Here is a 14793-nt window from a genome sequence, read left to right as displayed (position 1 = left end):
GCCAGGAGAGGCAGCGTTACTTGATGACGTACCCGTGCATGATGGTCATCACGGCCGCAACGCTTTGCTCGCGGGTGCGTTCCGGGTTGTACGTCTGCCGGTCCAGGCCCACCACGAAGATGGCACCGAAGATCGCCGCCTCCAAAGAACCCCGTGCAATCGATTCGTCCACCTTGTAGCCCGCCGCAACGCTCTCCACAGCCGAGCCAATCACGGCCAGAAGTTCAGCCCGGAGCTCGGCAAACACGGCACTCCACTCCCCGGGAGTGCGCCAGTTTTCGCTGACCCACAGCCGGGCGAAGGAGGGGTAGTCGTCCATGAACTCCATGGCCTGCCCCACCATGTTGGTCATGGACTCCAGGGGGTCGTTGCTGTTGCCCCGAACGTCCTGCAGCCGGACCAGCATGATGTCCACACCGTGCCGCAGCAACTGTGCGATCAGATCGGATTTGCTGCCAAAGTTGTAATAGACCGTTCCCTTGGACACCCCCGCAGCGGCCGCGATCTCATCCACGGTGACCCCCGCAGCGCCGCGCTCGCCGATCAGCTCCATGGAGGCCTCGAACAGGCGCTGCTTGGTGGCGTTGGTGCGGCCGGGACGTAGTTTTTTCCCGGCAGGGCCTGGTTCGCCTCCCTGGGAATCGGCGGCGGAAGGGACCGGCTCGGTGGTGCTCATACTGCAATCTCCGGCTTCAGCGTCTTGAGGGTCCACATCTTGTGCTTGCGGACGGCGAGCGTTGACAGTGCCGCTCCCAGCAAAGTGTATCCAAGCAGACCCAGTACGGTGGGCCAGATCATGCTGAGCTCACCACCGTAGATCAGGTGTCGCATGCCGGTGACCACGTATCCCATGGGCAGGACCTCATGCACAACATGGAGCGGCATGGGGGTGGTCTGCCACGGGAACGTTCCGCCCGAGGAAACGAGCTGCAGCACCAACAGGATTAGAACCACGAACTTTCCGGGAGTTCCCATGAGCGCCACGATGCCCTGAATGATCGCGCTGAACGCCATTACGGCCGCCAGCATGAACAGCCACATTCCGATGGGATGCGCGGGGTTGAGGCCCAGGCCGAGGTCAACCACCAGGGTGAGGATGGTGGCTTGCAGCACCGAGACGACGAAGAACGGCAGCCAGCCTCCGACGGCGATTTTCCAGGCGGGGGCGTTCGAGGCCAAGGCCCGTTGGGTGATGGGCCGCATGGCCTGGACCAGCATGAACACGCCGATCCAGAGGGCCAGGGTCAGGAAGAAGGGTGCCAGCCCGGCGCCATAGGATCCGGCCTTGGCCTGGGACACGTTGTCCACGGCCACCGGGTCCGCGATCACCTTGGACACACTGTTCTTTTGCTCATCGTTGGGGTTGGGGATGTCTCCTGCGCCCTTCGCAAGCTCGGTGGCCAGGGTATGTGACCCATCGGATGCGGTCACTGCGCCGCTGGCGAGCTGGCCTGCACCGTCGTCCAGTTGGTGGGCACCGTCGTCGAGCTTGGCAGCGCCGTCCAAGGCGGTCTGCTGCCCGGCGGCCAACGTTGATGCGCCCGCGTTCAGCTGCCCGGCTCCGTCTGCGGCCTTCGAGATCGCGTCGGTCAGCGCTGGTGTGGCGGCGGCGAGCTTGGCTGCGCCTGCGCTCACAGCGGCTGAACCGTCGGAGAGCTGCTGGATTTTGGCAGCGTCACCGGAAATCTTTGCTTTTGCATCGGTGACGGGGCCCGACGCTGCTGCGGAGTCAAAGTCGGCCAACACCTTGTCGGCCTGCTCCTGCGTCAGCACACCGGCCGCCACCAGCCGCGCGTTCGATTCCACCACGCGGGTGCGGAGGCCCTGGTCTGCCGCTTCAAGCTGCCCGACGACGTCCTGGACTTTCGCGTTCAGCTCGGCGTTTCCGGCGGCTACTTGGGCGGCGCCATCAGCGAGTTTCTGCGAATCAGCTGGAAGGGTAGCGGTCTTGTTCCTGAGCTCCGTGAGGCCGGAACTGAGCTGGCCGGCACCGGTGTTCAGCTGCACGGCTCCATCGCGCAACTGGGTCTGCCCGGCCACGAGTTGGTCCGCGCCGGTAACCAGCTGGGTGGTGCCGGTGTGCAGTGTCGCGGCGCCGTCACTTAGTTTGCCAACGCCCGTGGCCAGCTCCGTGGCGCCGTCGGCGGCCTTCACGATGGACGCATGGATGGTGCCGAAGCCCGTGAGGAGCTGATTGGCGGTTTCCTCGCCCACTTCCTTGGCCACCGTTGAATGCACTGCCGTGGTGAGCTTGTCCACGATGGTGCTCAGCAAGTAGTTGTTGGCATCGTTGGTGGTCACGTGCAGCATGGCCTGGTTGGCGGCGTCGAAACTCCCGGGGGAGACCAAGTTGGAGGAGAAATCCTTGGGGATGCGCAGGGCGAAGGCGTACTCACCCGTGCGAACGCCAGCATCTGCATCCTCAGCGCTGGACACCTGCTTCCAGTTGAAAACGTGGCCCTCAATCAGGCTGTCTGCCACCTTTTTGCCGGCCTGGAGTTCCGTGCCGTCTTTTGAGGTGGCACCCGTGTCTTCAACCACCAAGGCGGCGTCGATCTGGTTCAGGTTGCCGTACGGATCCCAATTCGCGTAAAGGTACACGGCACCGTACAGCAACGGGACCATGGTCAGGGCGAGGATGGTCAGCTTGGGCAGGAGCCCGCCGGTCATGCGCTTGAGTTCGGAGCGGGCCAGCCGCAGAACAGTCACTTTGCAGTCCTTTGAAGGTTTTCGGATTCAGTGTGGGCAGCGGGTTTGAGGGCTGCGGATGTTTCGGGTGCCGGTTCGGCCGCGTGCTTGGCCTTGGGTTCGTCCGCTGTTTGGGGTTCGACGGCGGTTGCCGGCTCGGGCCGGGTGGCCTGCGGTGCGGCGGGCGTGGGTTCCGCCTCCGGTTCAGGGGGATGCGTCACTGAGTTTCCGATCACCGCCGCGGCTCCGGTCCAGGTCTCCGGGAGGGCACCCACGACGGCGACGACGGCAAGCGGCCGCCCGGCGTCGGACGCCAATGCCTGAAGCCGGGGCAACCAAGCCGCGGGATCGGCACTGTGGCGGTCAGGGGAGTCCACTACCAGGAGGTCCGTGGCTGGATCAGCCAAGGCCAGTGCAGTGAGGAGTTCCAGCCGGCGGCCGGCGGGAATTTGTTCTATCCAGAGTCCGGCGATGTCCTCGAAGCTGTTGACCTTCAGCCACGGTTTACTCAGCAGTGCGCCGCGGTATCGCCGGGGGATCAGGGAGAGGTCCTCGGTGACGAGGTCGCGGACGCTGAGGTGTTGCTCGGGTTCGTTGACGCCGGGGGAGTCCACCAAAGCGCTGGCGAGGCGGATCTTCTTGGTCTTGGTGGTGGTGTCCCAGCTGAGGACGCCGTTGCTTGGCTTCATGCGGCCGCTCAAAGCCAACGCCAAAGCTGTCCGCTGGTCCTGGCCCTCTCCGGCCACGAGCAGGAGTTCGCCGCGGCGGACTTGAAGTGACGTTGCCGGGAGGAGATCGTCCCGGCGGCCGTTGATCTGAAGTTGCTGTACGGACAGCACAATGAAGCCTTTCGCAGAAATGGTGTCTGCTGAAAGTCTAACTAAACTGACTGGTCAGTTCAAATAGAAATTTAGAGCCCGTACTTTTCCAGGAGCCGCAGCCAAACCTCGCTGATGGTGGGGTAGGAAGGAACGGCATGCCACAGCCGGTCCAACGGCACCTCGCCCACGATCGCAATGGTTGCGGAATGAAGGAGTTCCGCAACGCCCGGACCCACGAAAGTAGCTCCCAGGATGACCTTCCTGTCCTCATCAACCACTATCTGGGCCCAGCCTTTGTAGTCGGGGGAGTGCAACTGCGAGCCGGAGACGTTGATAGGGAGTTCCACGCCCGTGACATTCTTGCCCTGCAGCAGAGCCTGTTCCAGGCTCGGGCCAACCGAGGCAACCTCAGGATCTGTAAACACCACGCTCGGAACTGCGTGGTCGTTTGCCGTGTGGGCCCACGGGCTCCACGGTTTGGGTGTCCCGACGAGTTTGCCGCTAGCCCTTGCGACGATTGCGTCACCGGTTGCGCGCGCCTCATATTTACCCTGATGGGTCAGGAGCACCTTGCCAGCCGCGTCCCCGGCGGCGTAAAGCCACAGTCCGCTGGTGCCATCGCTGGCAGGGCCTTCCACCAAGCCGCTGGCATCCGTTGTGAGTCGAAGGGGTTTGCCGTCCTGTGCTTCAACGCCAACATTTTCCAGGCCCAGATTGGCCAGGGCGGGGTGCCGCCCGGAGGCAACCAGGACTTTATCGGCCGTGAGTGATTTGCCGTCGAACGCGACTGTCACGGAGCCGTCGTCGTTCTCCTCCGTTTTCTCCACGTCGGTGTGGACATGAACAGCCACCCCGTCGGCGCGAAGCCCGGCCAGCACCAGGTTGGCGGCTTCCTCCGGATAGCTGCTCAGTAGTCGACCGCGGGCGATGAGGGTGACGTCCGAGCCGAGGCGCGCGAACGCCTGCGCCATCTCCACCCCTGCCACACCACCACCCAGGACCACAAAGCGCTTTGGGGCTTCCTTGGCCGCCGTGGCGCCGCGGGTAGTCCAGAAAGGTACGTCGCTCAGGCCGTCAATGTCCGGGATGGTGGGAGTTGACCCCGTTGCAACCACCACGGCATGGTGGGCTTTGAGCGCGTAACTGTTGCCATCGAGTCCATCCACCTGGACCTCGCGGGGGCCAGTAATTCGGCCCCTGCCACGGATCAACTCGATCCCGGCGCTGTCCAACCATTCAACCTGGCTGCCGTCCTGCCAATTATTGGTGAACCAGTCCCTGTGCTTAAGGGCAGCCCCGGCATCCACGGTTCCAGTGATCGCCTCTTTGGCTCCGGGCACCACTTGGGCGGCGTGGAGCACGTTACCCGGACGGAGGAGCGCCTTGGAAGGGATGCAAGCCCAGTAGGAACACTCTCCGCCCACTAGCTCGCTCTCGATGATCACCGCCGTCAGCCCGCCACGGACCACACGGTCCGCCACGTTTTCTCCAACGGCGCCCGCGCCGATCACGATTACATCGAATTCCCGGGAGCTCTCGGCAGTCATGGGGAAAGCCTACAACCGCTCCCCGCGCGTTGTGAGGCCCGTTCTGCAGGGTTTGCGTGGGGTTTGCAGGGCTACGCGTGCATCGCGCCCTTGAACCAGCCCGTAATCGACGCCGGGTGGGTGATCGCGGTACCAACAACCACGGCAAAGGCACCCGCGTCGAGGGCTTGGCGGGCGTGGGCCGGGGTGTGAATGCGGCCCTCCGCGATGAGTGGCTTGCCCAGGTCCGCAGACGCGATCTGCTCCAGAAGCTCCAGGTCCGGACCGTCAGTCTTGGCGCGCTCGCCGGTGTAGCCGGACAACGTGGTGCCAATGAGGTCCGCACCCGCTTCGACCGCCGCCACTGCGTCATCGAACGAACCACAATCGGCCATCACCAGCGCATGGGATTCTGCATTGATACCGGCAACAGTGGCGGCCAAGGACAACCCATCCGGACGGGCCCGGCGCGTTCCATCGATCGCCACCACATGAGCCCCCGCATTGGCAACGGCCAAGGCATGGCGAAGGGTGGGGGTGATGAAAACGCCGTCATGGCCGTCTTTCCAAAGACCAATAACAGGGACCTCGACGGCGGCACGAGCGAACTGCACGTCGGCCAAACCTTGGACGCGGATCGCCGCAGCGCCACCGATGACGGCGGAGGCCGCTACTTGGGCAGTGGTGCGGGGATCGCGCATGGGCTCGCCGGGGTAGGCCTGGCAGGAGACGATCAACTGAGAGCGGAGAGCTTCGAGGCTTTCGGGGGTGAGAATCATGGTGTCTGCCTTTACTTACGGACTACTTAAGAACGAGTTTCGCGGCGCCAACAATGGCAGCGGTGTTGCCGAGGCGTGCCCGAACAACGGGCACAGAAACCAGTGGTGTCAGCAGTTCTCTGCGTAGCGCCGTCTCCATGGGCTTCCACCAGAGTTCGCCGGCGTCGGCCAACCCACCGGAGATCACCACGGTTTCAGGGTCAAGGATGTTGATGAGCCCGCCCACGGCCTGGCCAGCGGCGGAAGCGCCGACGTCAATGGCGCGCAAGGCGGCGGTGCGGTCACCAGCGGTGGCAGCGCCAGCACCGCCGTCGTGAGCTGAAGCGGCCAGAGCGAACACGCCACGAGTGTCCAAAACCTCACTGGAAGAACCGCCAAACCGCAGGAAGGCCTCATACATCGCGGGGCCTGAAGCTATGGCCTCGACATGCCCGGCCGAACCGCAAACACAAGGCAACGGAAGACCGTCGGAAACCGCCAAAGGCGAGGCGAAGTGCCCCACATGCCCGCCCACAAAGCGGTGCCCTAGAACAGGTGAACCATCCAGCACGAAGCTCCCGCCCACGCCGGTTCCGAACGCCACCATGAGCGAACTTGAGGATCCGGCGGCGGCGCCCAGCCAGGCCTCACCGAGGGCATGGGCGTGAACGTCATTGACGGCCCGCACGGAGGTGGCTGGAAGCGAAAGACGGGATGAAAGCCCCGAAACAAGCGAAGTCCCTGCCCAGCCTTGAATCGCGTCGGTCGCAGACACCACGGTCCCAGCAACAGCGTCAATGACCCCAGCGGAGCCGACGCCGACGCCGGAAACTGACATTCCGGCGTCGGCAGCGCGCTCCACCAAACCCGTGATCAGCGCAGCGGTGGCATCGAGGATCGCTTCGCCACCGGCCCGGTTCGACGTCGGAATGGTGTCCGACATCAACACCTCGCCAGAAGAGGAGACAACCCCGGCGGCGGTTTTGGTGCCGCCGAGGTCAACGCCGATCACGTGGGTCATGGAAGCCGTCATGGAAGCTTAGACCAGCCCGTTGCGTTCCAGAATTTCGCGGATCGCGGCAGTCTCGGAATCGTTCAAGGACAGCATCGGCGAGCTCATGGTGTTGGACTCGATCACGCCCATCACCTGCAGCGCGGTCTTGAACGCACCCAGACCAGCGGCTCCGCCGGACACGCGTCCGTTGGGGGCGTAGACGATCTCGAAGACGTCGGCCAGGCGGTCCTGTTCACGGGCCGCACCAGCCCAGTCGCCGGCTTGTGCAGCGTCGAACAGGCGGCGGTACCCGGCCGGATCAACGTTGCCGAGGCCGGGAACAACACCCTGCGCGCCGCCCAGGAGCGCACCGTCCACCACAACCTCGTGACCGGTGAAGATGTCGAAGTTGGGGATGTCCTTGGCTGCGAGGAGCAGCTGGCGGAAGGAAACGTCGTCGCCGGAGGAGTCCTTGACGCCGGCAATGACACCGTCGCGGCCGAGGCGGACCAAAAGGTCGGTGGGCAGTTTGAAGTGCGTGCGGACCGGAACGTCGTAGGCGAAGATGGGCTTCTCGATGGCGGCGTGGATGCTGCGGAAGTGCGTTTCGGTCTCCGCGGCGTTGCCGATGGCGTAGTACATGGACGTGACCACGATCGCGTCAGCGCCGAGGTCAACCACCTTGCGGGCTTCCTCGATCACGCGGTGGGTGGTCTGCTCGTTGGCGCCCACGATCAGCGGGACTGCTCCGGCGTTGGCGTCGGCGATGGTGGAGACCACCAGCTCACGCTCATCGTTGGTGAGGTAGGGGACTTCGCCGGAGGAGCCCAGGACGAAGAGGCCGGACACACCGCCGTCGATCAGGTGCTTGGTGACGTTTTTCAGCGACGCGGTGTCGATGCTGCCGTCTGCGTGGCGGGGGGTGATGACCGGGGGGATGACGCCCTGGAACTGAGTGGACACAGAATTCTCCGTTGTTTGTAGCTTGTGAGGGGAAAAACTAGATGTGAAGCAGGCTGGGCGCTGCGCCCAGCAGCTTCTTGGTGTAGTCGTTGCTCGGGTTGTCGAAGACCTGCGCGGCTGAGCCTTGTTCGACGATCTTGCCGAAGTACATGACGCAGATACGGTCCGAGACATAGCGGACGGTCTGGATGTCGTGCGAGATGAACACCATGCCCAGGTTCAGCTGGGTTTTCAGATCAGACAGCAGGTTCAGGACCTGCGCACGGACGGAGACGTCCAGCGCCGACGTCGGCTCGTCCGCCACGATGATGTCCGGGTCCAAAGCCAACGCGCGGGCGATCGCCACGCGCTGGCGCTGACCGCCGGAAACCTGCGACGGCGTCACTTCGGCTGCCGATTGCGGCAAGCCAACCAGGGCCAAGAGTTCCTTGACCTTGGCGGCGCGGGAAGCAGCGTTGCCGATCCCATGAATCTGAAGGGGATCAGTGAGGATGTCCTGGATGGTCATGCGGGGGTTCAGTGCCGTCGCCGGGTCCTGGAAGACCACGGAGACGGAGCGGCCAAACTGCTTGCGCATGGCCGCGTTCCGCTTGATGGCCGGCTTTCCGTGGAACAAAACCTTGCCCGACGTCGGCGGCTGGAGTCCTACGAGCACTGAAGCGAGCGTGGACTTGCCGCAGCCGGACTCACCGACGATGCCTACGGTTTCGCCGCGGCTGATGGTGAAGTCCACGCCGTCAACAGCTTTGACGATGTTTGGACGGAACAGGCCACCGGTCCGTGCGTGGTGGTAGACCTTGACGTCCTTGAGCTCGATGACCGGTTTGCCGGTTGATTCACTCATTTCGCGTCCTCCTTCAAATGGCTCGCCCAGTAGTGGTCGGCATCGCCGCCGTTGCCGGAGCCAACGGAAGAAACAGCGGTGAGGACCAATTTCTGGTGGGGATCGGCGTCGGGTCGCAGTGAGCGGGCCGCGAAGCGGTCGCCCGTGGCGAAGTCCCGCGGGGACGGAACAGTACCGGGGATCTGGTGGAGGCGAACAGCGTCGGCCTCGATGGACAGCACCGCACCGAGGAGGCCACGGGTGTACTCGTGCTTGGGATTCTGAAGAAGCTCGGAAGCCTGTGCGGATTCCACCACCTGGCCGGCGTACATCACCGTGATGCGGTGTGCCAGCGAGGCCACCAGGGCGAGGTCGTGGCTGACGAAAACCATGGCGAAGCCGAGTTGTTCACGCAGTTCGTTGAGAAGGTCCACAACCTGCTTCTGGACAGTGACGTCCAGGGCGGTGGTGGGCTCATCGGCAACAACGATCTTGGGCGAACGGGACAGCGCCATGGCGATCAGCACGCGTTGGCGCTGGCCGCCGGAGAGCTCATGCGGGTAGCTGGCGAGGGTCCGGACGGGATCCAGTTTCACCATTTCCAAGAGCTCGGCAGGAGTTTTGCGCCCACCGCGTTTGGTGAGTTGTTCCAACTGGTCCTTGATCTTCATGGACGGATTCAGGGAGCTCAGGGCGTCCTGGTACACCATGGCGATCTGCTCGCCGCGGAGGCCCTCGTAGGCTTTGGGATTGCTGTGTTGGGTCTTGGCGTCCAGGAGTTCCTTGCCGTCGAACATGATGGAGCCGGTGACCTGGGCGGTCTTGGGCAGCAGTCCCATCACGGCCAGGGAGGTGATGGACTTGCCACAGCCGGACTCGCCTACCAGGCCCATGGTCTCGCCCTCGCGGACCGTGAAGGAGACGTTGTCCACGATCGCGATGTCGCCGAAGCGGCCCGGGAAGCGGATGGACAGGTTCTTCACTTCCAGCACGTTGCGCGCTTCCGGGGATACCTGGGGAAGACGGTCCGTGCGCTTGGCTTCAATGGCTGCCAGGAGTTCCAGTTCGCGATCCAGCAGGAGGTGCGGGTTGGCGGCGGCCAGCTTCACGTCGGTGAGGACGGCTGAGGAGCTGGCCCCGGAAGTGACGCCGTCAGCGGAAGCCGCACGGACGCCGTCGAGCTCGTGTTCCTCAACCACGGAGGGCTGGGCAACGGAGGTGGCAACCTCGGCATCTACAGCAACGGCTGCGGAGGATCCGTCGTCGTCCTTTACTACCGGTGCGCGGCGGAGCTTCGGATTCACCATGGCGTCGGTGAGGCCCTCGGCCAGGATGTTTAGGGAGAGCACGGTCAAGAGGATGGTGAGGCCGGCGAAGGTGGTGGCCCACCAGCCGCCGGACAGGACCAGGTTGCGGCCATAGGAGATCACGTTGCCCCAGGAAGGAGCGGGGTCCTGTACGCCGGCGCCCAGGAAGGACAGCGAGGCTTCGAGGATGATGGCGTCGGCCACCATGACCGTGGCGAAGACCAGCACGGGGGCGGCGGTGTTGCGGACGATGTGCTTGACCAGGATGTAGAAGCGGCCGGCTCCGATCACGCGCTCGGCGCGGACGTAGTCTTCGCCGTACTGGGCCAGGACGTTGGCGCGGACCACGCGGGCCAGCTGCGGCGTGTAGATGATGGCGATCGCGATGATGATGGTGGGCACCGAGTTGCCGAACGCTGCCAACAGCACGGCTGCCAGGGCGATGCCGGGGAATGCCATGAGGATGTCCATGAGCCGCATGATGATCTCGTTCACGGACTTGCTGGAGGTGGCCGCGAAGGAACCGAGGAGTGCACCGGCAAGGATGGCCAGGGCAACCGCGCCGAGGCCGATCATCAGCGACGACTGCGCGCCGAACAGGAGGCGGGAGAAGATGTCACGGCCAAGGCGGTCGGTGCCGAAGAAGTGCTCGACACCCGGCGGCGTGGCCGGAATGAACGTCTCCAGAGGATCGTGCGGTGCGATGACCGGCGCGAAAATTGCTGCCAGGACAATCATGATGAGGAAGAGCAGGGCGATACGGGAGCCCCAGGGCAGGGCCTTGAAACGAATGCCCGGGGCACTTAGCCGTTCTGCGAGCTTGCTGCGCATGAGCTATACCGTCCTGATTCGGGGGTTGATGAGCAGGTAAAGGAGGTCCACCACAATGTTCACCAGAACAAAGGTGACCGAGATGGTGAGCACCACGCCCTGGACAAGGTTGACGTCCAGGTTGGTGATGCCGTTGAGGATCAGTTGGCCCATGCCGGGCAGGGCGAAAATCATTTCAATCACGACGGCGCCGCCCAGCAAGTAGCCGACGCGAAGTCCCAGCACGGTCACCGGGGTGACGAGCGCGTTGCGGAGGACGTTCTTGGAGACCACCTCGCGGTAGGGGACACCGTTGCCGATGGCGGTGCGGACGTAGTCGCGGTCCAGTTCTTCAACCATCGAGGTGCGGACCACGCGGATCAGGGACGCTGACACAGGAATACCAAGCGCGAGTGCCGGGAGGGCCATCGAGTTGAGCCAACCGCCAAAGCCGGATTCCGGCGTCGCAATTCCGCCTGAGGGGAACATCGGGTTCTCGCCCAGAGCGAACCACTGGATGAGCAGGATGCCGAGCCAGAATGACGGCGTGGCGATCGCGGCGATGGAGAAGACGCGGACCAGCTGGTCCTGCCATTTGTCGCGGTACAGGGCGCCCATGATGCCGAAGGCCAGGGAGAGCACGATCGCAATGAGGACGCCAAGGAAGGTGAGTTGAAGGGTCAGAGGGAACGCCGAGGCGATCATGGACGCCACCGACTTGGCCGGTGGTGTGGTGACCCCGAGGTCGAACTGCAGGAGCTTGCCGAGGAATCGGAAGTACTGCAGGACCAGGGGGTCGTTCAGGCCATTGTCCTGGCGGTACTGCTGCTTGGCTTCTTCGCTGGCGCCATCGCCGAGGGCGGAGCTTGCCTGATCGCCGGGAGCGGCCTGCAGGACGAGGAAGACGAGCAACGTAATGCCCAGGATCATCAATGGCAATGCTGCAAGTCTGCGGCCTAGCAAACGCAATATGGTGACCAATGTATTCTCCGGTTGATCTGGTTGGGAGGCCCGCTCTGCAGGGTTTTTGGGGGTTAAACCCTGCAGAGCGGGCCTCACAACGCGAAGGGTTGCTTAGGCTGTGCGTCCGACGTCGACGAAGGACAAGCCGGTGGTGGGCAGGGGCTGGAAGCCGTTGAGCTTCTTTTCATCCCATGCGCTGGGCAATTGGCGGTGGAAGACCGGGTACAGGGGAACTTCGTCCGAAACCATGTCCACGATTTCACTCACGATCTTCTTGGCTTCCTCACCTGAAGCCTGCGAGCCCTTGTTCATGAGCTCCTGCAGCTTGGTACGCTCCGGCGTGGTCCAGAAGGCGCGCTTGTCCATCCATGTTGCACCCGAGTAGAACCAGCTCAAGAGGAGGTCCGCGTCGTTACCGAAAACGGAGGGATCGCCGGGAGCTGCGACCACGGAGAAATCACCCTTGCCAACGCGGTCGCTGTACAAAGCGCCGGACTGGAGGCTCTTGACGGTGACCTTGACTCCAGGGATCTTGTTCCAGGATTCGAGGATCAGCGGCGCAACATCCTTCACCCAGGCGGTGTCCGTTGTGAGGAGTTCGAATTCGAGACTGGTGACGCCGGCCTGCTTCAGGAGTTCCTCAGCCTTGGACGTATCGAAGCCGTAGACGTTCTTGGCCTTGACGTAATCCGGATGGCCTTCCTGGAAGTAGGACGTGGCAGCCTTGGCGTTGCCGAACAGGGCCTTCTTAATGATGGCTTCCTTGTCCATGCCGTAGTGCAGGGCCTGACGGACCAGCTTGTTGTCGAACGGTGCCTTGGCGCAGTTGAACATGAGGAACAGCAGGCCGAAGGACTGGACGGACTCCACCTTGACCTTGGACTTCAGCCCGTCAACGTCCAGGTAGGGTACGTCTTCGATCGCCTGGACGCGTCCGGACTGCACAGCGGTGACACGGGCGGCGGCATCTGAGAGCAACAACCAGTTCATCCCCTTGGCCAATGCCGGCTTGGGGCCGTTGTAATCAGCGAATGCTTCGAACACGATCTTGTCGTCCTTGACCGCCGAAACGAGCTTGTAGGGGCCGGAGCCCACTGGCTTGGCATCGAAGGCTTTCAGGTCGGTGGCCAGCGCCTTGGGCACAATCTTGACTACCGAGATGCGGGGCCCGAAGCCGGGGAAGGCGTACTTCAGGGTGAACTCAACCGTCTTCTCGTCCATCGGCTTGACGTCCTGGATGAAGGGAATGAACTGCGAGAACAGGGACTTGTTGGCCGGATCCATCACGCGGGTGAAGGAGAAAGCGACGTCCTCGGTGGTGACGGGGGATCCATCGTGGAACTTGGCACCCTCGCGAATGGTCACCTGGTAGGTGGTGTCGTTGACCTTCTTGGGGTCTGCGGCAGCCAAAGCGTTGTACGGCTGACGCGTGGCGGGGTGCAGTTCGATGAGGCCTTCGAAGATGTGCAGGTTGGCGGCCATAGGGGTGGCGCCGGAGGAGCTCAGCGGGTCAAAACCCGTGGAGAGTGCGTAGGAGATGCCTGCCTCGATGATGAGGTCCTTGTTGACCGCAGCCGTGTTGGTGGTGGTGCCCGTGGTGGTGCTGGCAGCGCCGCCGCACGCAGAAAGGGTTGCCGTGAAGGCGGCTGCTGCACCAACTGCGCCGCTTAGCTTCAGGAAGTTCCGGCGGCTGGCGTCATTGACCAGCGGCAGGCTGTGGATCGTCTTGCTCATAGGGTGCCTCACCATTCGCGTTTCGTGGGTTATCGGATGTAGGACGTCCGATGCTCGTATGGAAACTGTAAGGGCGGTCACAACGGAACGTCAAGTGGGGGATTTCCGGCTGCGGCCGGTGCGGAAGGGAATTCTCAGGGAGGAATTCGGTAGCACAGCTATCGGGGAGGTGGGACATCCGATATTGTATGCTGCGAGTAAGTCATTCTGCGGTGGGCACTAAGCTCGCCTCAATATTAACACCGCACCGCCTTCTCATAGGGTGGCGCATTGGCAAGGAGAGCGCCATGACAACTTCCGGTGTAGTTCCGCAAGCGCGGTTCAGTGCACAGGCCCGGCTGCGTGCTTTGCAGTCGGACATTATGGAATTGATCCTTGAGCGTGAGCTCGAGGCGGGCGATCCATTGCCCACGGAGAGCGAGCTTTCCGGAGCACTCGGCGTAGGGCGTAATACGCTCCGCGAATCCCTCAAAGTTCTTCAGGCGCTTGGTGTCATTGAAATCCGTCATGGCTTCGGCATGTTCGTGGCGCCGAGTAACTTCGATGCCCTGGCCGACGGGCTGACCTTCCGAGGGCGCCTTTCACTCCGACACCAAGGCCTTGAAGCCCTGCAGCTGGTGGACGTGCGCCAAGCCCTGGAATCCGGGCTGATTGGCTCCTCCATGGATGTCATGACCAAAGAGCAGCTCGCCTCCATCGAAGAAGCCGTGAAGCAGATGGAAGAACTCGCTGCCGCCGGCGAGAATTTTGTTGCCGCGGACGCTGAGTTCCACCGCCGTCTGTTTGAACCCCTCAACAACGAGCTCCTGATCAACCTGATGGGCGTCTTCTGGAAGGTGTACCGGAAGATCCACGTGGAGATCGGACCGGGCAATGAGGACCTGGCGAAAACTGCCGCCATGCACCGCAGCATCTACGCCGCGGTCGCAGCCGGGGACAAAGTCTCGGCGTCCGAACTGCTCAATCGCCACTTCGATGGCATCCGTCGCCGCATCAGTGAAGCGGTGGGCGACTAACGGACTTAACCGCAAGGGCCGCCGTCGTACTTCTTTGAAAAGTACGACGGCGGCCCTTGCTGTTTCTGCGTTCGGGTCAGCGGCCGCTTACTGAGGTCAGCCGGGCATAAAAAAAGACCCGCACAGGCGAACCGGTGCGGGTCTTCATCTGTGCGCCCAAAGGGATTCGAACCCCTGACCTTCTGTTCCGTAGACAGACGCTCTATCCAGCTGAGCTATGGGCGCATTTCGTATGATTTTCGGCGGTCTGTTTCTCTGACCCCCTCGAACCTCAATAAACTTTACAGAAGTTCATGTGAAGTTCCAAATCGAAAAGCTGTAATCTGCGCAACTAGACCGGTCTAGGTGACCTTCGTCACTTAATTCTAGCCTTCTCGATCCTCAAACCCT

The 14793-nt window shown here is 62.9% G+C and carries 12 protein-coding genes and 1 tRNA gene; 1 reads left to right on the top strand and 12 read right to left on the bottom strand.

Features of this window, described 5'->3' with window-relative positions:
* Nucleotides 1-16 precede the first annotated feature (16 nt).
* The 11 genes from HAV21_RS20150 to HAV21_RS20100 all read right to left on the bottom strand — a co-directional run bounded on the left by HAV21_RS20150 (nt 17) and on the right by HAV21_RS20100 (nt 13402).
* Nucleotides 17-676 carry a TetR/AcrR family transcriptional regulator gene (locus HAV21_RS20150; protein WP_142936612.1) on the bottom strand — a complete coding sequence of 220 codons (660 nt, stop codon included), beginning with the start codon at nt 674-676 and terminating at the stop codon, nt 17-19.
* Nucleotides 673-2709 (bottom strand): YhgE/Pip domain-containing protein, encoded by a 2037-nt coding sequence (locus tag HAV21_RS20145; protein WP_166842895.1) that lies wholly within the window; start codon nt 2707-2709, stop codon nt 673-675. The genes HAV21_RS20150 and HAV21_RS20145 overlap by 4 nt, the downstream gene beginning before the upstream one ends.
* Nucleotides 2706-3527 (bottom strand): ABC transporter ATP-binding protein, encoded by an 822-nt coding sequence (locus HAV21_RS20140; RefSeq protein WP_166842894.1) that lies wholly within the window; start codon nt 3525-3527, stop codon nt 2706-2708. The genes HAV21_RS20145 and HAV21_RS20140 overlap by 4 nt, the downstream gene beginning before the upstream one ends.
* Nucleotides 3528-3598: 71 nt before the next feature.
* The gene (locus HAV21_RS20135; RefSeq protein WP_166842893.1) at nt 3599-5056 is read right to left on the bottom strand and encodes an NAD(P)/FAD-dependent oxidoreductase; all 1458 of its coding nucleotides are present in this window, start codon (nt 5054-5056) and stop codon (nt 3599-3601) included.
* Between the two features lie 71 nt (nt 5057-5127).
* Nucleotides 5128-5814 (bottom strand): N-acetylmannosamine-6-phosphate 2-epimerase, encoded by a 687-nt coding sequence (locus tag HAV21_RS20130; RefSeq protein ID WP_166842892.1) that lies wholly within the window; start codon nt 5812-5814, stop codon nt 5128-5130.
* A gap of 22 nt (nt 5815-5836) precedes the next feature.
* Nucleotides 5837-6814, bottom strand: a complete 978-nt coding sequence (locus HAV21_RS20125) for an ROK family protein (protein WP_166842927.1) — start codon at nt 6812-6814, stop codon at nt 5837-5839.
* An 18-nt stretch (nt 6815-6832) separates the two neighbouring features.
* A complete protein-coding gene (locus tag HAV21_RS20120) occupies nt 6833-7750 on the bottom strand; it encodes a dihydrodipicolinate synthase family protein (protein ID WP_166842891.1) in 918 nt (305 codons plus the stop codon).
* A gap of 37 nt (nt 7751-7787) precedes the next feature.
* A complete protein-coding gene (locus HAV21_RS20115) occupies nt 7788-8594 on the bottom strand; it encodes an ATP-binding cassette domain-containing protein (protein WP_142936606.1) in 807 nt (268 codons plus the stop codon).
* Nucleotides 8591-10711, bottom strand: a complete 2121-nt coding sequence (locus HAV21_RS20110; RefSeq protein ID WP_166842890.1) for a dipeptide/oligopeptide/nickel ABC transporter permease/ATP-binding protein — start codon at nt 10709-10711, stop codon at nt 8591-8593. The genes HAV21_RS20115 and HAV21_RS20110 overlap by 4 nt, the downstream gene beginning before the upstream one ends.
* A 3-nt stretch (nt 10712-10714) precedes the next feature.
* Nucleotides 10715-11671, bottom strand: coding sequence for an ABC transporter permease (locus tag HAV21_RS20105; RefSeq protein ID WP_165450133.1), 957 nt, complete (start codon nt 11669-11671; stop codon nt 10715-10717).
* Between the two features lie 93 nt (nt 11672-11764).
* On the bottom strand, nt 11765-13402 hold the full coding sequence (locus HAV21_RS20100; protein ID WP_166842889.1) for an ABC transporter substrate-binding protein: 1638 nt from the start codon (nt 13400-13402) through the stop codon (nt 11765-11767).
* Between the two features lie 272 nt (nt 13403-13674).
* On the opposite strand from HAV21_RS20100, the gene HAV21_RS20095 reads away from it, so the two are divergent.
* Nucleotides 13675-14403, top strand: a complete 729-nt coding sequence (locus HAV21_RS20095; RefSeq protein WP_142936603.1) for a FadR/GntR family transcriptional regulator — start codon at nt 13675-13677, stop codon at nt 14401-14403.
* A gap of 151 nt (nt 14404-14554) precedes the next feature.
* Here the strand turns inward: HAV21_RS20095 and HAV21_RS20090 are convergent.
* A tRNA-Arg gene (locus HAV21_RS20090) sits at nt 14555-14628 on the bottom strand.
* Nucleotides 14629-14793 lie beyond the last annotated feature (165 nt).

This window comes from Paenarthrobacter sp. MSM-2-10-13, from assembly GCF_011605365.1.
In the GTDB taxonomy this organism is placed as follows: Bacteria; Actinomycetota; Actinomycetes; order Actinomycetales; family Micrococcaceae; genus Arthrobacter.
Note: the sequence above shows the minus strand (reverse complement) of the source record. Positions and strands in the feature narration are given on the sequence as shown.